Here is a 19,991-nt window from a genome sequence, read left to right on the forward strand (position 1 = left end):
GCCTGGTGAAGCGGGAGAGGTCATGGTGAACCGTGGTCAGGCAGACTCACGCTGGACGAGCGTCGTCGGGAGTATGGTCGCCGCTCCCTGCTGGCCGTCGATCACCTCGAGTAGGAGGCGCACGAGTTCAATGCTCATCCGCTCGAACGGCAGCCGAACAGTGGTGAGCGACGGCTCGACGGCTGCGGCCAGGTCGGTGTCGTCGAAGCCTCCGACCGCGATGTCGGACGGCACCTGCAGTCCAGCGTCCCGCAGGGCGGCCATGGCTCCTGCCGCCATCCGGTCGTTGGCGGCGAAGACCGCATCGACGCGGTCGTTCCGGCGCAGCAGCTCCTGCATGCCCGCGTAGCCGCTGGACCGGCTGTAGTCGCCGCGCACCACGAGGTCCTCGTCGTAGGCTCCGCCGAGGGCATCGCGGTACCCGGCGAGGCGCTCCCGCCCACCGGAGGTGTCGAGGGGGCCGGTGATGGTGGCGATGCGACGCCGTCCAGTGCCCAGCAAGTGTGCCGTCAGCTGCCGCGCGCCGCCGCGGTCGTCAGCGGTGACATAGCTGAGCTTGTTCTCGAACCCGAGCGGACGGCCGCAGCTGACGGTCGGTATCCGCGCCTCGAGAAGCGGGCGCAGCAGTGGGCTGCCGAGGTGACTCGAGATGAGCAGTACGCCGTCGACGTGGCCGGCCATGATGAAGTCGGTCGCGCGCTTGCGTTCCGCCGTGGTCCCTGCCGTCATCAAGATCAACGACAGGTCCCTGTCTCCAAGCGCCGCGGCAGCGCCCCGGAGGAGAACGGCGATGTTGGGGTCGTCGAACAACAGATGCTGCTTCTCCGCCAGAAGGAACGCCACCGAGTTCGATCGGCGCGTGGCCAGGCTTCGGGCGTGGTGATTGACCTTGTATCCGGTGCGCTCGATGGCCTCCTGGACGGCGGCCAACGCGTCAGGGCTGACCCAATGACCGCCGTTGAGAACTCGGGACACAGTTCCCCTGGACACGCCAGACGCGGCAGCCACGTCGCGGATTGTCGGCCGGCGCGGCCTGCCAGCATTGGTCACAGGACCAGGATATTCGCTGAGTACGTCCGGTGTGGAGCCGGTGACCTCGCGTCACACCTGGACATGGCGCCCGCGGGGGTCCGGGCGAGCAGCACGCTGGCCGGACTACGCTGAACGCGACCGAGATGGGTGCATGGGTGGGAGGGTCGCGTGGTGGCACGCAAGGCCACGCTCTACGACGTCGCTGAGCTCGCCGGTGTGTCGATCGCGACCGTCTCGTTCGCGTTCACGAAGCCCGACCGCGTCAAGTCCGACACACTGGCCGCCGTCATGGCGGCGGCCGACCGACTCGGCTACGTGCCCAGCGCGTCCGCCCGCGGCCTCGCGCGGGGGCGGACCGGGGCGATCGGCCTGTACGCGTTCGACTACCTGCTCGACAGCGAGGCGGCGGACGAGCAGGTGACGGACATGCCGACGGCACGGCTGTTCCCGCTGTACGCCGACGAGGTGCAGCGCGGCGTGCAGGTCGAGTGCCGTCGGCGCGGCTACGCCCTGATGATCGGCGGCACGCGGACGGCGCCGCATCTGTCGCAGGTCATCGACGTCGCGGGGCGGGTCGACGGGCTGATCGCCTTCGCCGGCGCGGTCAGCGAGACCGCACTGAGACAGGTCTCCGGCCGCATTCCCGTCGTCGAGTTGGGCGGAGAAGTGCGCGCTGACGGCGTGCGCACGATCTACGTCGACAATCGGCAGGGGATGGCCGACCTCACCAGCCACCTCCTCGCCGTGCACGGCCACCGGCGGTTCGGTTACCTCGGCGAGCTCGGCACCCCCGAGTTCCGGCAGCGCTTCGACGGCTTCACCGTCGCGCTGCGCGCCGCCGGTCTGCCGGTCCCTCCGGTCACGCGCAGCCACCCAGGCGACGACGACACCGCGGCTGTTGCCGTCCGCGGCTTCCTCGAGCGGGGCGACCTGCCGGACGTGCTGGTCTGCGACACCGACCAGAGCGCGCTCGCGGCGATCGACGCACTGCGGGCCGAAGGACTGACGGTTCCCGGCGATATCGCGGTGACCGGCTTCGATGGGATCGTGGCCGGTGAGCTGTTGTCGCCGGCGCTCACGACGGTGCGCCAGCCGATGGAGGCGATCGGGCGGCTGGCCGTGCGCATTCTCGTGGACACGCTGGCCGGCGTGCCGGACGCTCACGTCCACGAGCCACTCGAGTCGGTGCTCGTCGTCGGCGGGACCTGCGGTTGCCCGGTGGGTACCAGCGCGTCGGCCTAGGTCACGATTCGCTTTGCCAGGCGCGATGTCGTGCGTAGAGCCTTGACCCACGAATGTTAAGCGCTTAGATTTCCTCCACGACCGCAGCCCTGTCCGCGCCGCCGCCGAGCGGCCCCGCGGTATCGAAGGAAGGACCAACGATGATCCGACGCAGATGGATGACGGTCGCCGCGGCCGCACTCGTGACCACCGCGCTGCTCAGTGCCTGCGGTCGCGAGAGCGATGCCGGGGACGACGACGCGGTTGCCGCCGAGATCTCCGACGGGCCGGCGACCGGCGAGGTGACGATCTGGGCGCAGGGCACCGAGGGTGAGGCGCTGCAGGACTTCCTGGCCCCGTTCGAGGCGGAGAACCCCGACGTCGACATCACGGTGACCGCGGTTCCGTGGGACTCGGCGCAGAACAAGTACCAGACGGCGGTGGCCGGCGGCACGACGCCGGACATCGGTATGCTCGGAACGGACTGGATGCCGACGTTCGGCGAGGCGTTGCAGCCCACGCCGGAGCAGATCGACACTTCCGGCATGTTCCCGGTCTCGGTCGGGACCACCGAGCTCGGCGGCACCCACTACGGCGTGCCGTGGTACGTCGAGACCCGGCTCATCTTCTACCGCGTGGATCTGATGCAGGCGGCCGGCTTCGACACCTTCCCGACGGACTGGGAGGGCCTGCGAGAGCTCGCCCGCGCCTACCAGGCCAACGGCGCCGAATACGGCATCTCCCTGCCGTCGGGCGGATGGAACTCTTTCCTGAGCATTCTGCCGTTCGTGTGGTCGAACAACGGCGAGGTGATGAACGCCGACCAGTCCGAGTGGACGTTCGACACCCCCGAGATGGCCGCCGCGCTGGAATTCGTCGCCAGCTTCTTCGCCGAAGGACTGGCCAACCCGAACCCGGACTCCGAGACCGGCTCGATCGCGTCGCGGTTCGTCGACGGTTCGGTGCCGATGTTCCTGAGCGGGCCGTGGGACGTGCCCGGCCTGATCACCGCCGGTGGGGCGGAGTTCGCCGACCAGTTCGCGGTGGCGCAGATCCCCGCGGCGCCGGGTGGCACGTCGACCTCGTTCGCGGCGGGCGCGAACCTGGTCGTCTTCGACAATGCGGAGAACGCCGACGCGGCGTGGAAGATCATCCAGTGGCTGTCCCAGCCCGAGGTCCAGGTCGAGTGGTTCCGGACCGTGAACGACCTGCCGGCTCAGCAGGCCGCTTGGGAGGACGGCGCCGTGACGCAGGACCCGAAGGTGGCGGCCTTCGGCGAGCAGTTGCAGAGTGTGAAGACGGCGCCGGCGCTCACGGTGTGGCCCGAGGTCTCGGCGGCCGCCGACACGCAGCTCGAGCAGGTCATCCGCGGCGGCAAGGACCCGGCCACGGCGCTGGCCGAACTCCAGGCCGCGGCCGATTCCCTCGGAACCGGCGAGTGACTACCGCACCGACCTCCGTGGTCGCCGGGGTGCGTCGTCGCCCCGGCGGCCTGGGCCCCGCCGGACGGCGGCGCAGGACGGCGGTGATGGCCTACGCGTTCGCACTGCCGTTCCTGCTGAGCTTTGCCGTTTTCATGGTCTTCCCGCTGCTCAGCTCGTTCGGGATGTCCTTCACCGACTTCCGCAACAGCGACATCGAGACCCCGTTCGCCGTCGCGTTCGTGGGCATCGACCAGTACGTCGCGCTCTTCCAGGACCCGCAGTTCGTGCGGTCGATGCTCAACACGGCGTACTTCGTCGCGGTCGGGATTCCGCTGACGATGATCGCGGCGCTCGCGCTCGCGGTGACCCTGAACAACGGCATCACCCGGTTCCGCACGGCCTTCCGCGTCGGGTTCTACGCACCGGTCGTGACCAGCATCGTGGCCGTCGCGGTCGTCTGGCGGTTCATCCTCCAGCCCGACGGCCTGCTCAACACCGTGCTCGGCTGGGTGGGGATCAGCGGACCGAATTGGCTGGGCGACCCGAACTGGGCGATGCCGGCCATGATCCTCATGGCCGTGTGGCGCAATATGGGCACGCTGATGATCATCTTCCTGGCCGGGCTCCAGACCATCCCGCAGGACGTCCTCGAAGCCGCTCAGGTCGACGGCGCGAACGCGTGGCAGCGGTTCTGGCGGGTGACGCTGCCGATGCTGCGGCCGACGCTGCTGCTGGGCGCCGTCCTTCTCTCCGTCGGGTTCCTCCAGCTCTTCGAGGAGCCGTTCGTGATGACCAGGGGAGGGCCACTCGACGCCACGCTGTCGGTCAGCTACTTCACCTACAACCAGTTCGGCTTCGGCAACTACGGCACCGCGTCGGCGGCGAGCTACGTCCTGTTCGTCGCGATCGCCCTGCTGAGCATCGTGCAGTTCCGAGCTTTCCGTAGCAAGGGGTAGGCCGTGACACAACTGTCGACCGCGGCGCCGGTGGCGCCGGTGAACGCGCCGGGCACCCCGCCAGGCCCTTCTCGCCGCCGCCCTCGCTCCACCGCTCGCGCCGTCACCTACGTCGTGCTCACGCTCGCCGTGGTGGCCACGCTGATCCCGTTCGCGTGGATGTTCCTGGGCTCGGTGAAGACCGAACAGGAACTGCTGCGCCGTCCGCCGACATGGTGGCCCGAGACGTTCACCTGGGGGAACTTCGACGCCTGGTTCGGGCGCCTGCAGATCCAGACGTTCTTCGTCAACAGCGTGGTCGTCGCACTCGTCACCGTCCTGGGCACGTTGCTGTTCTGCTCGATGGTCGGCTACGCGCTTGCCAAGCTGGACTTCCCCGGCAAGAAGGTGCTCTTCGTCCTCGTCCTGCTCACGCTCATGGTTCCCGGGGTGGTGACGTTCATCCCACTGTTCGTGGTGGTGAGCAAGCTGGGGATGGTGAGCACGTACCCGGCGCTGATCCTGCCGTTCCTGGCCGGCCCGTTGGGGGTGTTCCTCATGCGGCAGTTCATCGGCGAGATCCCGGACGCCCTGATCGAGGCGGCGCGGATCGACGGCGCCGGCGAGGTCCGGATCTACACCAGGATCGTCCTGCCGCTGTGCGGGCCGGCCTTGGCGACGTTGGCGATCCTGACGTTCCTGGGCTCGTGGAACAACTTCCTCTGGCCGCTCGTCGTGGCTCAGACCGAGGAGATGTACACGCTGCCCGTCGCACTCTCGCTGTACTCCGTGGGGCAGAACTCGACGAACTACGGCGTGCTGCTCGCCGGCTCGGTTCTGGTGATCACCCCGGTGCTCCTTCTGTTCGTGGCGCTCCAGCGCTACTTCATCCAGGGAATCGCGTTGACGGGAGTGAAGTGACGACTGCCGATGTCAGTCTGACCGCCGAGGACAGCGAGGGGAAACCGGGCCGTCCGGTTCCGGCGAGCGTCCAGCCCGTGATCCCAGGGTTCCACCCGGACCCGTCGATCTGCCGCGTCGGCGACGACTACTACCTGGCGAACTCGTCGTTCGAGTACAGCCCCGGGGTGCCGATCTGGCACAGCACGGATCTGGTGCGGTGGCGTCTGATCGGGAACGTCCTGGACCGGCCCGACCAGTTCGCGCCCGGCCACGCGGCCTCGAGCAAGGGCGTCTACGCCCCGACGCTCCGACATCACGACGGCCGGTTCTGGCTGATCACGACCGATGTGTCGGGAGGAGGCGGTCAGCTACTGGTGTCCGCCGATGACCCGAGCGGTCCCTGGAGCACGCCCACGATCGTCGCTGGCTTGCAGGGAATCGATCCGGACATCGTCTGGACTCGCGACGGCGCCTGCTACGTCACGTACTGCTCGACGCAGCCGGGACTGGAGGGGATCGCCCAGGCGCGCATCGATCCCGCGACCGGCGCGACGCTCGAGCCGCCGCGATCGCTGTGGAGCGGCACCGGGCTGGCCTTCCCCGAGGCACCGCACCTGTACGAGCGGGACGGCTGGTGGTACCTGGTCATCGCCGAGGGCGGGACCGAGCGTGGCCACAGTGTCTGCGTCGCTCGCGGGGAGAGTCCGGAGGGACCGTTCGTGCCCGCTCCGCACAATCCGATCTTCTCCCACCGCAGCACCAGCCACCCGGTCCAGAACACCGGGCATGCCGACCTGGTAGAGCTGCCCGACGGCGCGTGGGCCATGGTCTACCTCGGCGTGCGGCCGCGCGGTGTCACCCCCATGTTCCACGTGAACGGGCGCGAGACGTTCCTCGCGGGCGTGCGGTGGTCCGACGGCTGGCCGGTCATCGACGCCACGACCTTCGTGGCCGAGGTGGGCGACCACACGTTCAGCGACGACTTCGCCGGCGACGCGCGCCATCCGCGGTGGATCTCGCCCGGCAGTGCGCTCGCCGACTTCACCGAGCCCGCGGCGGCGGGCGGCGTCGTCGTGCGGCCCGATGTCGCGCCGAGCGGCGTCACCAGCATGATGGGCGTGCGCGTCCGGGATCAGCGGTGGCGGTTCGAGAGCACCGTCGACGTCACCGACGGCGCCGGCGCGGTCCGGCTGCGGCTGGACGAGCTGCACTGGTGCGAGGTCCGCGCGGACGGCAACCGGCTCGAAGCGTGGATGCGGATCGGCCCGCTCGAGGCCCGTTGCGGTGACGCCCCGTTGCCGCGGTCCGTGGTGACACTGGCCATCGAAGCCGTGCCCGCGTCGCAGTCGGGGCCCGACGACATCCGCCTCGCCGCGGTCGTGGAGGGGCGGGAGCACGAGCTCGCCCGGGTCGACGGCCGCTACCTGTCCACCGAGGTGGCCGGCGGCTTCACCGGCCGAGTCGTGGGCGTACGTGCGGTCGCGGGCGCGCCGCGGCTGGTCGGCGTCCGCTACGACGGCTTCGACGGCACGGCCCAGATCACCGGGTAATACCCCTCGACCACCTGACATGGAGTGACCGTGACGTTCCCCAGCACGTTCCTGTTCGGCTCGGCCACCGCGGCCTACCAGATCGAAGGCGCCGCGCGCGAGGACGGCCGCGGCCCGTCCATCTGGGACACGTTCAGCCAGACGCCGGGACGGGTCCTGAACGGCGACACCGGCGACGTGGCCGACGACCACTACCACCGGCTCGACGAGGATCTGGATCTCATCGCCGAGCTCGGACTGGACGCCTACCGGTTCTCCATCGCCTGGCCGCGGGTCGTCCCCCACGGCATCGGCGCGACGAACCAGAAGGGCATCGATTTCTACGCGCGCCTGGTCGACGGGCTGCTCGCACGCGGTGTCCAGCCCGTCGCCACGCTGTACCACTGGGACCTCCCGCAGCCGCTGCAGGACGCCGGTGGGTGGCTGTCCCGGACGACCGCCGACGCCTTCGCCGACTACGCCGCCGTGGTGGCCGGTGCGCTGGGGGACCGGGTGCACACGTGGACCACCCTGAACGAGCCGTGGTGCTCGGCCTACCTCGGCTACGGTTCCGGCGGCCACGCACCGGGCCTGCGTGGACGCGAGGAGCCGCTGGTCGCCGTCCACCACCTCAACCTCGCGCACGGCCTCGGCGTCCAGGCGATGCGACCGCTCGTCACCAACGACGCGCGGTTCTCGGTGACGCACAACCTGCATGTCTTCCGCCCCGACGGTGAGACCGGCGACGCGGCGCGCGACAAGGTGGAGTCACTGGCAAACGACGCGTTCCTCGGGCCGATGCTGGACGGGCGGTACACCGACCGGCTGATCGCCACCACCGCGAGCGTCACCGACTGGTCCTTCGTGCGCGACGGCGATCTCGCCCGAATCCGCCAGCCGATCGACGTGCTCGGCATCAACTACTACAGCACGAACCGGGTGCGGCTGTGGGACGGCACCGGCGCGCAGGAAGTGGCCGACGGACACCAGCCGGGCTCCGGGTCGGCCTGGCCGGGCGCGGAGGATGTCGAATTCCTACGCCAGCCCGGCCCGTACACAGAGATGGGCTGGAACATCGAGCCGGCCGGCCTGTTCGACCTGTTGACCGAGCTGCACAGCAGCTACCCGACGCTGCCGCTCATGGTCACCGAGAACGGTGCCGCGTTCGCCGACGAGGTGGTCGACGGCGCCGTCCACGACACCGACCGCATCGACTACGTGCACCGGCACCTGCGCGCCGTCCTCGACGCGATCGACACAGGTGTGGACGTCAGGGGCTACTTCCTCTGGTCGCTGCTGGACAACTTCGAGTGGGCCTGGGGCTACTCCAAGCGGTTCGGTATCGTCCACGTCGACTACGACACGCTGAAGCGGACCCCCAAGGACAGCGCGAGGTGGTACTCGTCGGTCATCCGCACCCGGGCGCTGCCCGCATGAACCCGACCCGCCTGCCGCTGACCGATGGCTGGACGGTCGAGGGCCACGGGCCACGCGTGCCCGAGGCCGTGCGGGCCGCCGGTCCGGTGCCAGCGACCGTCCCCGGCACCGTCCACACGGACCTCCTGGCCGCGGGCCTGATCGACGACCCCTACCTCGACGACAACGAGCATCTGCAGGCCTGGATCGGCGTCACGGACTGGACGTACCGCCGCCGGTTGACCTGGCATCCCGACGGCTCCGACCGGCAGGAGCTCGCCTTCGACGGACTCGACACGGTGGCCGCGATCTCGCTGAACGGCGCACCGATCGGCGCGACCCGCAACATGCACCGCCGCCACCGCTTCGACGTCACGGGGCTGCTGCGCGACGGCGGCAACGAGCTGGTCGTCGCGTTCTCGTCGCCGGTCCGCGAGGCCGACGCGGCCAGCCTCGCGCTGGGCTACCGCCCGCATACCAACCACCACCCGTACAACGCGATCCGGAAGATGGCCTGCGGCTTCGGCTGGGACTGGGGCATCGACACCTCGACGTCGGGCATCTGGCGGCCCGCGTACGTGGAGAGCTGGTCCGTCGCCCGCCTCGACGAGACCCGGGTCGCCGCCGCCGTCGAGGACGGGGTGCCAGTCGTCACCGTCGACGCGATCGTGGCCCGTGCGTCGTCGGACCTGCTGACCGTGCGTGTCCGCGTCGGCGGGCGTGCGGCCGACGCCATCATTCCGGCCGGCACCCAGTCGGCGCGGCTGCGCCTGGAGGTCCCGGACGCGCAGCTGTGGTGGCCACGCGGGCACGGGGCGCCGGTCCTGCACGACCTCACCGTGGACCTGTCCGCAGGTGGCCGGTCGCTCGACACCCGAACCCACCGGATCGGGTTCCGGACCGTCGAGCTCCGCACCGAGCCCGACCCAGACGGCGTCGGCTTCGAGGTACGCGTCAACGGCAGCCGGGTCCTCGTCCGCGGCGCCAATTGGATCCCCGACGACGCCTTCCCACACCGCGTCACCCGAGACCGGTACGCGCACCGGCTCGCGCAGGCGGAGTTCGCCGACCTCAACCTCGTCCGGGTGTGGGGTGGCGGGATCTACGAGTCCGAGGACTTCTACGCCGAGTGCGACGAGCGCGGCATCCTCGTCTGGCAGGACTTCCTCCTGGCCTGCGCGGCCTACGCCGAGGAAGAACCGCTGTGGTCGCAGATCGAAGCCGAGGCGCGAGAAGCGGTCACGCGCCTCGGTGCGCACCCGTCGCTGGTGGTGCTCAACGGCAACAACGAGAACCTGTGGGGCCATCAGGACTGGAACTGGGCACCTCGGCTGGAGGGGCGCACCTGGGGCGCCGGCTACTACTACGAGTTGTTCCCGGCGCTCGTCGCCGAGCTCGCCCCGCACGTCGCCTACCTGCCCGGCAGCCCGTTCTCGCCCGACCCCGGCGACCCGCAGAACGACCCGGCCAAGGCGACGTCTCATCTCTGGGACTTGTGGAACGAGAAGGACTACCCGCACTACCGCGACCACCGGCCCCGGTTCGTCGCCGAGTTCGGCTGGCAGGGCCCGCCCACCTGGAGCACGCTCACCGGCTCGATCTCCGACGATCCGCTGACGCCGGAGTCACCCGGCATGATCGTCCACCAGAAGGCCGCCAAGGGCAACGACAAACTCACCGACGGCCTCGTGGCGCACTTCCCGCTCCCGGACGACATGGCCGACTGGCACTGGGCCATGTCGCTGAACCAGGCCGTGGCCGTGCGCACCGGCATCGAGTGGTTCCGGTCCCTGACACCACACTGCACCGGCTCGATCGTCTGGCAGCTCAACGACTGCTGGCCCGTCACGTCATGGGCAGCCGTGGACGGCAACGGGAGGGCCAAACCGCTGCTTTTCGCGCTGCGCCACGCCCACGCCGAACGCCTGCTCACCGTCCAACCCGAGAACGGCGGCCTCGTGCTCGTGGCCGTCAACGACACCGGCGAGACGTGGGACGCCGAGGTCGTCGTGGAACGGCTCACCTACGCGGGGCAGGTCCTGGCGCGGCAACCGGTGCGCGTTGCCGTCGGGCCTCGCGACGCCGGCCGGGTCGTGCTCGACGAAACCGTCGCCACCTCGCAGCGGCCCGCGGGCGAACTGGTGGCCGTACGCTGCGAGGAGGCGGCGGCCCACTGGTTCTTCGCCGACTACCGCGACTCCCTACTGGACCAGCCTGCCGTCACCGTGACGGCGGCCAGGTCCGGCGCCGGGTGGACGGTCGATGTCGCCGCCGGGACGCTGGTCCGCGACCTCACTCTGCTCGTCGACCGCGTCGACCCCGACGCCGTCGTGGACGACGGACTGGTCACGCTGCTGCCGGGGCAGACGGTCCGGTTCACAGTCACCGGCGCGCTTGACGCCGAGGCGAAGGATTTCAGCGCTCCGGCGGTCCTGCGATCGGCCAACGACCTGGTCGTTGACCGAGCACGACGACCTGCCGGGTAGGTGGTACGGGCTCACACCCAACCTGTGACGCTGACCGGCCTACCGTTGGACGGAGAAGCGGTCGAGAACGACGGGGTCGGCGTCGGGGGTGCGCAGGTCGTAGGAGTAGCTGACGACCTCGCCGGCGCCGGTGTCGAGCACGGTGAAGACGGCGTGGTCGTTGCTCTGCACGAACGGCAACGGGGTGCCGTCGGCGGACCGGTGCGGGTTCTCTGTCGGGACGATCGGCGCCAGCCCGCCGGGGTTGCCGAGCGCCCAGTAGTTGGCCGGGTTCCATGGCGCGGGCGGCACCGGGCGGGTGCGGCCGCTGAGCTCGTGGAAGGCGCCGTAGCTGTTGCCGGTGTTGGAGGTCTCCAGGTAGTTCGTGACGCCGTTGGCGCCGACGAAGCGGTTCCAGAGGTGGCTGTGGCCGTTCTGGACGAGGTCGACGCCGGCGTTCTCCAGCAGCGGCTGCAGGTCCTGGAGCAGGTGGTTCTCGCTGGCCGGGTATTCATAGCGGACGCCGGTCAGCGTGCCGTCGGCGGAGCGTTCCTCGATGCGGACCGGGTCGGTGAAGGCCGGCATGACGTTGTCGCCGAGGCCCTGCGGTCCTTCGTGGAGCATGACGACGCGGTACTTCGCGGTGGCGAACTCCTCGCTGGCCAGTTCCTCGGTGAGCCAGGCGTACTGCTCGCTGGAGGCGTCGATGGCTTCGAAGATGTGCTCGCCGTATCCCTGGGCGAGCGGGTTGTCCAGCGTGGCGCGGGACTCCTGGTAGCGGGTGGTGGCGGTGCGGGCTGCGGGGTCGGGGTTCGCGGTCGTGCCGCGCCAGATGCGGGTGGAGTACAGGGAGATGAGCCGTACGTCGCCGACGGTGACGGCGTAGTAGGTCTCGCCGCCGGGGGAGTCGTCGGGCAGGGTGAAGATCTCCTCATAGGTGGTGGTGGAGAAGGAGTTGTCGGCGATCCACCGCTCACGCACCGCCGGGTCGCCGGTGGGGTTGACGTCGTCGGCGACCGCCTCGTAGGCGGCCTCGGCGACGGCACGGGGGACCGGTGCGTTGAACGACGTGTTCAGGCTGGTGGCGCCCGCGCGCCGGCCCTGGACTTCGTGATTGCCGACAGCAGGGTAGAGGGGCGCGTTCTGGATGATCTCGCCGCCGGCGTAGCTTCGGCCGTTGGTGGCGACACGGCCGCCGTTGCCCTGCAGCACGGGGAAGAAGGCGCTCCCGCGCGTGTCGTCGAACCACTCCGAGGCGCGGTCGGGGATGTTGACCAGGTCGCCGGCCAGGAACACCGCGTCGATGTCGCCGATCGTCTCCGCGGCCTTCTGAAGGTTGGCCGGTGTGTTGACCATGGCCTGGTGGTCACTGGTGAGCAGGATCCTCAGGTCCTGACCGGCGACGGGTGCGGGCTGCAGCCGGAACGTTCCGGACGCGCCGAACCGGGCCCGCTGGGTGCTGACGACGCGGTACGGCACCCGCTCACCGGCGGTCAGCCCGGTGAGGGTGGCCTCGTGCCGCCATACGGCGCGCTCGACGACGCCGTCCGCCGGAGCAGGCCGCCGGTCGGCCGGGACGTTCGAGGCGGCGTCCTCAGCCACCTGGGACAGCCGCGTCGTCTCCGCCTCGACTCGGCGGATCCCCGGCAGCCGGGCCCCCATCGCCGCGGCCTTGAGCTGCGCCATGCCGAGCCGGCCGACACTCTCACCGAGGAGAACGACGTGTGCGTCGCCGGCGTACTCGGTGAACCACACGACATTCACGCCGTCGGCCTTGGGCGCCTGCAGGAACGGATCTGTGAGCAGCGACAGCGCTCCGACCGGATCGGTCGAGGACGCCGGCGCAGGGACGGCCGGCGCTGCCGCCGTCGTCGCGGAGAGTGACGCCCCGATCAGCGTGCAGAAGGCGACGGCGGACGCCGCGACGAGGACGAACGGCGGGCGGAGTACGGACACGGCAGGCCTCTTCGTGATCGGTCCTGGTGGCGACAGACGCCCAGCGTGAAGCGGCACTGTGGCGGTGGCGTGGCGCCACGGCTGCCGCGAGACGACTGTTGCGTGAACCGCTGCCGTTACGGCTTGATCTGGTCGCCAGGCCGCTGCGCCGATCCTTCGCGAGAGGATAATCGAGACATGGCGTTACGCCCGTTGGTCATCGCCTTCGACGTGATCGAGACGTTGTTCCCGCTGGAGCCGCTCCGGCGCCGGCTGGTGCGGGCCGGCCAGCCGGGTCATGTCCTGGAGGTGTGGTTCGCCCGCCTGCTGCGCGATGCGTTCGCGCTGGTGGCGACTGACAGCTACCGCTCCTTCGGTGAGATCGCCGCCAGCGCGCTGCGATCGTCCACCGGCGGCGAACTTGACGACGAACAGGCCCGTGCCGTCCTGGCCGGGTTCGCCGAGCTGGACCCGCACCCCGACGTCGTGCCCGCCGTGGAGCTGGCCCGCGAGGCGAGGGTCCGGATGGTGACGCTGACCAACGGCTCGGCGCAGACCACCAGCACCTTGCTGCGGCGCGCCGGAATCGCCCACGACATCGAACAGGTGCTGTCGGTCGACGACGTCCAACGGTGGAAGCCCGCACCGCAGATCTACCTGCACGCCGCGCACCGCACCGACGTCGTGCCGGCCCGGGTGGCGCTCGTGGCCGCCCACGCCTGGGAGACCCACGGTGCCCACCGCGCCGGCCTGACCACCGGCTGGGTGGCGAGGCTCGAGGACGACTTCCCGGCCGTGTTCGAACCGCCGGACGTCACTGGTCGTGACCTCGTCGAGGTCGTGCGGGGTCTGCTGGCCCTGCCGAGTGAGCCCGCGCACCGTGGAACGTCAGTCGAGTCATAGCCCCAGGCCAAGGGTGGCTTCGAGCCTGGGTTCAGGTGGACAAGTTCCTCCTCGGACGCCCACGCGTTTGGTCAACATTCGCTCGGGGGCGACCGGATGTTTTGTATTCGTGAATACAAAACGTGTTAGCGTGACCCTCATGGGAAGGCCACGCATGTTCGACGAAGCCTCCGTGCTCGAGGCCGCGGCCGGCGAGTTCCGGGTCTACGGGTTCGCCGACACCTCCACCGAGCAGCTCTGCGAGGCGGCCGGCGTTCGGCGCAGCAGTCTCTACAACGCGTTCACCTCGAAGGACGAGCTGTTCGTGCGCGCACTGGAACACTACGTCAGCACGATCCGCGAGCGCCAGGCGGCAATCCTCGCCGACGACGCGCTGCGCGGAGCGGAGCGGTTGCGCGCGCTGATCGACATCGTCATCAGTGAGGAGCAGGACGCCTCCGAGCGTGGTCATGCGGCCGGCTGCATGGTGGTGCAGAGCTTTATGAGCCCCGGCCTGCGCGAGCGGGACGAGCGCGTCGCGCGCATCCTCGACCGCGACCTGCGGGAGCGGACCGCGCTCTTGGCGGGAGCCATTCGTGCCGGTCAGATCGACGGGTCCGTCGCGGGCGGAGTCGACCCGGACGACGGGGCGGTGCTCGTCAGCACCGTCATCTCGGGGTTGCGCGTCACCGCGCAGGCCGGCGTCGACGCCGAGACTCTCCGGCGGGTCGCACTGTCCGGGCTCCGCGCTCTCCTGCGCTGACACCCTGTCCGCGGGCGTCCGCGCTTTGGCCTGGACTCATTTTGGATATTGAAGTACAGAAAGGGTTCGACTCTTGACCACCGTCACGACCACTGTCCCCGCCACAAACAGGGAGGTCCCGCTCGCGGTGTACGTCCTGGCCGCCGGCGTCTTCGCGATGGTGACCAGCGAGTTCGCCGTCGCCGGCCTCATGCCTCAGTTGGCCGCAGGGCTCGGCACCGGGATCGAGCAGGTCGGCTACCTCGTGACGATCTTCGCCGCTGCGATGGCCGTCGGCGGCCCGGTCCTCACCGTCGCCCTGCTGCGCGTGCCGCCGAAGACCGCACTGATGATCGTGTTCGCCCTTTTCCTGGTCGGCAACGTCATCGCCGCCCTAGCCTCGGGTTATCCGATGATGGTGGTCGCGCGGGTCGTCAGCGGCGCGGCCTCGCAGGCGTTCTTCGGGATCGCGGTGTCGATGAGCGTCCGACTGGTCGATGAGCGGATGCGCGGCCGTGCAGTCGCGGTCGTGATGAACGGGCTGATGCTCGGCACCCTGCTCGGTCTGCCCATGGCGACGTTCATCGGCGGCCGGCTCGGCTGGCAGTCCGCGTTCTGGGCGATCTCGCTGATCACCCTGGCCGCCGCGGCCCTGACGCACGGAGCCGTGCGCAACCCCGCCGCACCAGTCGGCGCCGATGCGCAAGCTCCGGAGGGGATGGGCTCGGAGCTCGCGGTGCTGCGTAGGCCGCAGTTCCTGCTCGCTCTCGCCTCCAGCACGCTCATCATCGGCGCGACGTTCTCAGCGTTCAGCTTCTTCACCCCGATCCTCACTCGGGTCACCGGGTTCTCCGAAGGCATCGTGCCCGTGCTGCTGCTCGTCTACGGCGCTGCGACCCTGATCGGCAACATCGTCGTGGGGCGGCTGGCGGACCGGCACACCGTGTCCACGCTCTTGGTCGGCACCGGCCTGAACGCACTCTTCCTGGCCGGGTTCGCGCTCTTCACAGATGTGCCGCCATTGGCGCTCGCATTCATGCTCGGCATCGGCTTGGTGGGAGTGACGATGAACCCGGCGATGGCCGTGCGCGTGCAGCGCGCCGGCAGCACCGCGCCCCTTGTGAACACTGTGCACGGCTCAGTCATCACGCTTGGGGTCATGATCGGCTCAGCCGGCGGCTCCGCACTGATCCCGATCCACGGGCTCCGCGCGCCGATCTTCTTGGGTATCGCTCTGGCGGCGCTGGCGGTCCTCGCCATCCTGCCCGCCCTCGCCAGCCCCTACCTGCGACACGGAAACGACGCCGGTACTGCGTCGGGGGCGGATGTTCTCCAGCGCGGCAGCTGATCCTCCTGTGCCGCGCGCTGATGTCGTTGCGCCGGATCACCTCCGCACCGGGAACACGTGGTGCGTGACCCGGTCGCCCTGGACGCCTTGTCCTGCTTGGCGACGTACCCGTCGAGAGGCATGATCGCCTGCGCCTGCCCTGTGCCCACCAGGGCTTCCCTCCTCAGGTGTGCTGGGGTCGGTAAATGTGTACGACTATGCCGCTGGGGAACGGCGTGGTCTCGACGAGATTCAGGTGCCGTGACTGCGGCAGCTGGTCGAACAGGGCCTGTCCGCGGCCGAGGACCAGCGGTTGGACCAGGAGGCGGTACTCGTCGATCAGGTCCGCCGCGGCCAGCGCGCCCGCCAGCCGGCTACCGCCCCAGACGATCACGTCCTGGCCGGGCTCGGCCTTGATGGCTGCGATCTCGGTCGTGAGGTCGCCCCGCGCGACCTTGGTCTCGGGCCAGGTGGCCTCTGCGTCGCTGAGCGTCTTCGAGAACACGACCTTGGGGATGTCGTTCATCGGCGCCGCGTACGGGTCGTCGGACTGCGGCCAGTACGACGACATCTCCTGGTACGTGACGCGACCCATGAGGTGGGCGCCGGTCTCGCTGACCCGGTCCAGCTTCCACTGCTTCAGCTCAGGGCCTTCGGGAACCGCGATCCCTGGGTGCTCACGGTCGCTGCCGACGAACCCGTCCAGCGACATCGACATGTACAAGATGACGTCTCGCATGACTACCTCTCGTTGTTCGTGCTGGATTCGTCGGGCCTTTGAGTCTCGATCGTGTCGGCCATGCGACGACGCTCGCAGCTGGCCCCGCAGGTATTAATGCCGATTTCGGCCAAATCTCGTGGCGTGACTCCTCGACGACGCCGGCGGTCCGGCCGCGGCGCTGGTGCGTCGAGCCTGAACTGCAGGTGGGTCCAGCTTCCTGCTCGACCAGTTGACGGGCGTGGTCGATGTGCTCGGCCGCGCCGCGGCGGTGCAGGTGGATTAGGCCGGGACGTGGTCGCGGGCCCGGCTGCCGAGCAGTTCGTACAGCGGCACGCCCAGGACCTTGCCGCGCAGGTACCACAGCGCCAGATCGATCGCGGCGGCGGCCGGCGGCGCCTCCCTCGCTCGGGTCACGCGCTGGTTACGACCACCCCTGCTGTGGCTGTTCAAGTCCGCCGTGTCGACCAGCCAGGACGTCATCCGCGAGCCGTTCGGGCTGTGGTCCAGCGGCATCCAGTGGCACAACCTCAGCGACGCCTGGAATCTTGTCCACATCGGCCGGGCGCTGCTGAACACGGTGTGGATCGCCCTCGGCTCGTGGTTCTTCGGCCTGCTCGTCGCGTTGACCGGCGGCTACGCGCTGTCGGTGCTGCGTCCGAGGTACGGCCCGATCGTCACCGGCGCCGTGCTGGCCACCCTGTTCGTGCCCGGTGTCGTGTCTCTGGTCGCGTCGTACCTCATCATCCTCGACGTGCCGATCGTCGAGCGGAACCTCATCAACACGTTCTGGGCCGTCTGGCTGCCCGCCGCGCCGAGCGCGTTCAACGTGCTGCTGATGAAGCGCGTGTTCGACCGGCTGCCTCGCGACCTGTTCGAGGCGGCGAAGGTCGACGGTGCCGGTCCGTTCCGCATCTTCTGGAGCATCGTGCTACCGATGTCGAAGCCGATCATCGGTGTCATCTCGTTGCTGACGATCATGGCGGCATGGAAGGAGTTCCTCTGGCCGATGCTGGTCCTGCCCGACACCGAACTACAGCCGTTGTCGGTCGTGCTGCCACGGCTGGAACAGACCTCGGAGATGAGTCTGCTCATGGCCAGCCTGTTCATCTCGGTCATCATCCCGGTGCTGCTCTTCCTGGTCTTCCAGCGTCAGTTCCTCCGTGGCGCCGGCCAGGCGGGAGCGCTGAAGGGTTGACCGTTCCCGCACCGAGCTCCGTGGAGCACGTTCTGGTCACCGGCGCGGCCGGCATGATCGGCCGCGCCACCACCAACCATCTGCGCTCGCTCGGCCATGCCGTCACGGCGCTGGTGCTGGACGACCCCGGAGATCTCAAGGTCGACAGGGTCGTCGTCGGCAACGCCGGCGACCGGGCTGCCGTCGAGGAAGCGCTCGACGGTGTCGAGGCGGTGATCCACCTCGCCGCGATCCCGGCTCCCGTGCTCGGCACCGCGAACGAGGTGTTCGCCGGCAACACGGCGGCCACGTTCACGGTGTTGGACGCCGCCGGCCAGCGGGGAATTCGGCGGGCGGCGATCGCCAGCAGCATCAACGCGCTGGGGTACGGCTGGTCGCCACTGCGGCGGCCATGTCCAGAGTACCTGCCGCTCGATGAGGACCTGCCGACCCAGGCCGCCGATCCCTACTCTCTGTCGAAGGTGGCCGACGAGGCCACGGCAGCGGCGATGCATCGTCGGTACGGCATGACGGTGGTAGCCCTGCGCCTGCCGTTCGTCGGGTCCCTGAGCACCGACGACGGAGGTGATGGCCGGCTGCCCGCACACGCCGCGGCGGTGACGGCGAACGCCGAGGTCGGCGCCCGTGACCTGTGGCTGTACCTGGAGACTCGCGACGCGGCCCGCGCGATGGAACATGCCCTACGGGTGTCCGAAGCCGGTGCCCACGTCGCGTTCGTCGCCGCACCGCGGTCCATCGCGCCCTACAGCACCGAGGACCTGCTCGACCTGTACTACCCCGATGTGCCGCGTCGCCGCCCGATGCCGGGGCGGACGGCTCCGGTCGACCTGACGCAGGCCGAGCGGATCCTCGACTTCACCGCCATCCATCTCCTTCCCGATTCCGACGAGGTCCGCACCCTGCCCGCCGGCCTCCGAACCGAAGAGGACGTCATGACCGTCACCAGAACGACACCCGACTCCCGGACCGCCGAGACCACCCAGGTCCTTGCCGCCGATGCGCCGGCATTCGAGAACGTGAAGCCGCCGTGGGAGCCGCGCGACGGTCTTCGGATCACCGGGGTGCGGGCCATCGCCACCGCGCCCGGCGGCACGCCGCTGGTGATCGTGCGGGTCGACACGAACGAGCCGGGTCTGTATGGGCTGGGTTGTGCGACGTTCACCCAGCGCTGGCACTCCGTGGTGGCCTACGTCGAGCAGCACTTGGAGCGGCTGGTCGTCGGGCGGCACCCGGCAGACATCGAGGACATCATCCGTGCGGTGCACTACGGGAGCTAATGGCGGGCAGGGCCGGTGGGCAACAACGCGCTGTCGGGGCTGGATATGGCGCTGTGGGACATCGCGGGCAAGCGGGCCGGGATGCCGGTGTACGAGCTGCTGGGTGGGCGGGTCCGCGCGGCGGCGGCCACTTACATTCACGCCGGTCGGGCGACGGTCGGGGAGACGTTCGACGATGCGCGCCGGTTCATCGAGGCCGGCTGGACGCATGTGCGGTTGCAGGTGGGGCAGCCCGGTCTCGGCACCTACGGTGCGCCCGGGGCGCGCGGCGGGTACCCGGACGCGCCGAACCCGGACGGGTGGAGCGTGCAGCGTTACCTGCGCACCACGCCGGAGTTGTTCGCGGCGGCTCGTGCGGAGCTGGGCGAGGAGGTGGAGTTGCTGCACGACGTGCACTCGCGGCTGACGCCGAAGCAGGCGGTGTTGCTGGCGCGGTCGCTGGAGCCGTACCGGTTGTTCTTCCTGGAGGACGTGGTGGCGCCGGAGTATTTCGACCGGTTGCCGGAGGCGCGGGCGGCGTCTCCGGTGCCGTTGGCGGTGGGGGAGTTGGCGACGTCGTTCACTGATGCGGTGCGGCTGGTCCGCGACGGTGGGGTGGACCTGATCCGTTGTCACATCTCCGCGATCGGTGGGCTGTCGCCGGCGCGGAAGCTGGCGGTGCTGGCCGAGCTGACCGGGGTGCGCACGGCGTGGCATTCGCCGGCGGACGTGTCTCCGATCGGTGCCGCGGCCAACGTGGCGCTCGACGTCACGTCGGCGGCGTTCGGGATCCAGGAGGGCCATGTGTATCCGGAGCCGGTGCACGAGGTGTTCCCGGGCACGTTGCGGATCGAGCGGGGCTGGCTGCGGCCGAACGAGGCACCGGGCTGGGGCATCGACCTGGACGAGAAGGCCGCCGCCCAACACCCACCGGGTCTGGCGCGCATGGACGAGTGGGTGCTGGGCGTCCGCGGCCCGGACGGCGGCTTCTTCGCGCCGTGAGCCCGG

General features: G+C 69.8%; 17 protein-coding genes. 13 read left to right on the forward strand and 4 right to left on the reverse strand.

From position 1 onward, the window contains the following. Positions 1-36: 36 nt before the first annotated feature. Complete coding sequence (locus tag JIAGA_RS0120845; RefSeq protein WP_026877147.1) at positions 37-1,050, reverse strand: substrate-binding domain-containing protein; 1,014 nt, start codon at positions 1,048-1,050, stop codon at positions 37-39. 150 nt (positions 1,051-1,200) lie between these two features. Here JIAGA_RS0120845 and JIAGA_RS31380 point away from each other — a divergent pair, with 150 nt between their 5' ends. From JIAGA_RS31380 to JIAGA_RS0120880, 7 genes are all read left to right on the forward strand, one after another. Beyond that, on the forward strand, positions 1,201-2,274 hold the full coding sequence (locus JIAGA_RS31380; RefSeq protein WP_211239762.1) for a LacI family DNA-binding transcriptional regulator: 1,074 nt from the start codon (positions 1,201-1,203) through the stop codon (positions 2,272-2,274). Positions 2,275-2,414: 140 nt separating this feature from the next. Next, a complete protein-coding gene (locus JIAGA_RS0120855) occupies positions 2,415-3,695 on the forward strand; it encodes an extracellular solute-binding protein (RefSeq protein ID WP_026877148.1) in 1,281 nt (426 codons plus the stop codon). Then, the gene (locus tag JIAGA_RS0120860; protein ID WP_211239763.1) at positions 3,692-4,633 is read left to right on the forward strand and encodes a carbohydrate ABC transporter permease; all 942 of its coding nucleotides are present in this window, start codon (positions 3,692-3,694) and stop codon (positions 4,631-4,633) included. Before JIAGA_RS0120855 ends, JIAGA_RS0120860 begins: the two co-directional genes overlap by 4 nt. 12 nt (positions 4,634-4,645) lie before the next feature. After that, positions 4,646-5,533: a carbohydrate ABC transporter permease gene (locus tag JIAGA_RS0120865; protein ID WP_425402790.1), complete on the forward strand. Its 888-nt coding sequence runs from the start codon at positions 4,646-4,648 to the stop codon at positions 5,531-5,533. Between the two features lie 77 nt (positions 5,534-5,610). Further along, positions 5,611-7,065 (forward strand): glycoside hydrolase family 43 protein, encoded by a 1,455-nt coding sequence (locus tag JIAGA_RS31385; RefSeq protein ID WP_211239765.1) that lies wholly within the window; start codon positions 5,611-5,613, stop codon positions 7,063-7,065. A 30-nt stretch (positions 7,066-7,095) separates the two neighbouring features. After that, positions 7,096-8,481: a GH1 family beta-glucosidase gene (locus tag JIAGA_RS0120875; RefSeq protein ID WP_211239766.1), complete on the forward strand. Its 1,386-nt coding sequence runs from the start codon at positions 7,096-7,098 to the stop codon at positions 8,479-8,481. Next, complete coding sequence (locus JIAGA_RS0120880) at positions 8,478-10,946, forward strand: glycoside hydrolase family 2 protein (protein ID WP_026877152.1); 2,469 nt, start codon at positions 8,478-8,480, stop codon at positions 10,944-10,946. The genes JIAGA_RS0120875 and JIAGA_RS0120880 overlap by 4 nt, the downstream gene beginning before the upstream one ends. Before the next feature lie 39 nt (positions 10,947-10,985). Here JIAGA_RS0120880 and JIAGA_RS31390 read toward each other — a convergent pair whose 3' ends face one another. Continuing rightward, positions 10,986-12,881, reverse strand: a complete 1,896-nt coding sequence (locus JIAGA_RS31390; RefSeq protein WP_084469890.1) for a metallophosphoesterase family protein — start codon at positions 12,879-12,881, stop codon at positions 10,986-10,988. A gap of 177 nt (positions 12,882-13,058) precedes the next feature. Between JIAGA_RS31390 and JIAGA_RS0120890 the strand changes: the two genes are divergently transcribed. The 3 genes from JIAGA_RS0120890 to JIAGA_RS31395 all read left to right on the forward strand — a co-directional run bounded on the left by JIAGA_RS0120890 (position 13,059) and on the right by JIAGA_RS31395 (position 15,832). Further along, the gene (locus tag JIAGA_RS0120890) at positions 13,059-13,763 is read left to right on the forward strand and encodes a haloacid dehalogenase type II (RefSeq protein WP_026877153.1); all 705 of its coding nucleotides are present in this window, start codon (positions 13,059-13,061) and stop codon (positions 13,761-13,763) included. Positions 13,764-13,902: 139 nt separating this feature from the next. After that, positions 13,903-14,505, forward strand: coding sequence for a TetR/AcrR family transcriptional regulator (locus JIAGA_RS0120895; RefSeq protein WP_026877154.1), 603 nt, complete (start codon positions 13,903-13,905; stop codon positions 14,503-14,505). Between the two features lie 73 nt (positions 14,506-14,578). Next, positions 14,579-15,832, forward strand: a complete 1,254-nt coding sequence (locus JIAGA_RS31395) for an MFS transporter (protein WP_211239767.1) — start codon at positions 14,579-14,581, stop codon at positions 15,830-15,832. A 163-nt stretch (positions 15,833-15,995) separates the two neighbouring features. On the opposite strand, the gene JIAGA_RS0120905 is transcribed toward JIAGA_RS31395, so the two are convergent. Together JIAGA_RS0120905 and JIAGA_RS35410 are read right to left on the reverse strand one after the other, a co-directional pair. Then, positions 15,996-16,550, reverse strand: coding sequence for a dihydrofolate reductase family protein (locus JIAGA_RS0120905; RefSeq protein WP_026877155.1), 555 nt, complete (start codon positions 16,548-16,550; stop codon positions 15,996-15,998). 261 nt (positions 16,551-16,811) lie between these two features. After that, a complete protein-coding gene (locus JIAGA_RS35410; RefSeq protein ID WP_211239768.1) occupies positions 16,812-16,946 on the reverse strand; it encodes a hypothetical protein in 135 nt (44 codons plus the stop codon). Between the two features lie 43 nt (positions 16,947-16,989). On the opposite strand from JIAGA_RS35410, the gene JIAGA_RS0120910 reads away from it, so the two are divergent. From JIAGA_RS0120910 to JIAGA_RS31405, 3 genes are read left to right on the forward strand one after another with little or no spacing between them, the layout of a single operon-like run. Then, the gene (locus JIAGA_RS0120910) at positions 16,990-17,727 is read left to right on the forward strand and encodes a carbohydrate ABC transporter permease (RefSeq protein ID WP_169738912.1); all 738 of its coding nucleotides are present in this window, start codon (positions 16,990-16,992) and stop codon (positions 17,725-17,727) included. Between the two features lie 20 nt (positions 17,728-17,747). After that, positions 17,748-19,004: an NAD-dependent epimerase/dehydratase family protein gene (locus JIAGA_RS36465; RefSeq protein WP_211239769.1), complete on the forward strand. Its 1,257-nt coding sequence runs from the start codon at positions 17,748-17,750 to the stop codon at positions 19,002-19,004. 15 nt (positions 19,005-19,019) lie between these two features. Next, a complete protein-coding gene (locus JIAGA_RS31405; protein WP_211239770.1) occupies positions 19,020-19,985 on the forward strand; it encodes an enolase C-terminal domain-like protein in 966 nt (321 codons plus the stop codon). The last annotated feature ends 6 nt before the right edge of the window (positions 19,986-19,991 follow it).

This window comes from Jiangella gansuensis DSM 44835 (genome assembly GCF_000515395.1).
Classification (GTDB): Bacteria; Actinomycetota; Actinomycetes; order Jiangellales; family Jiangellaceae; genus Jiangella; species Jiangella gansuensis.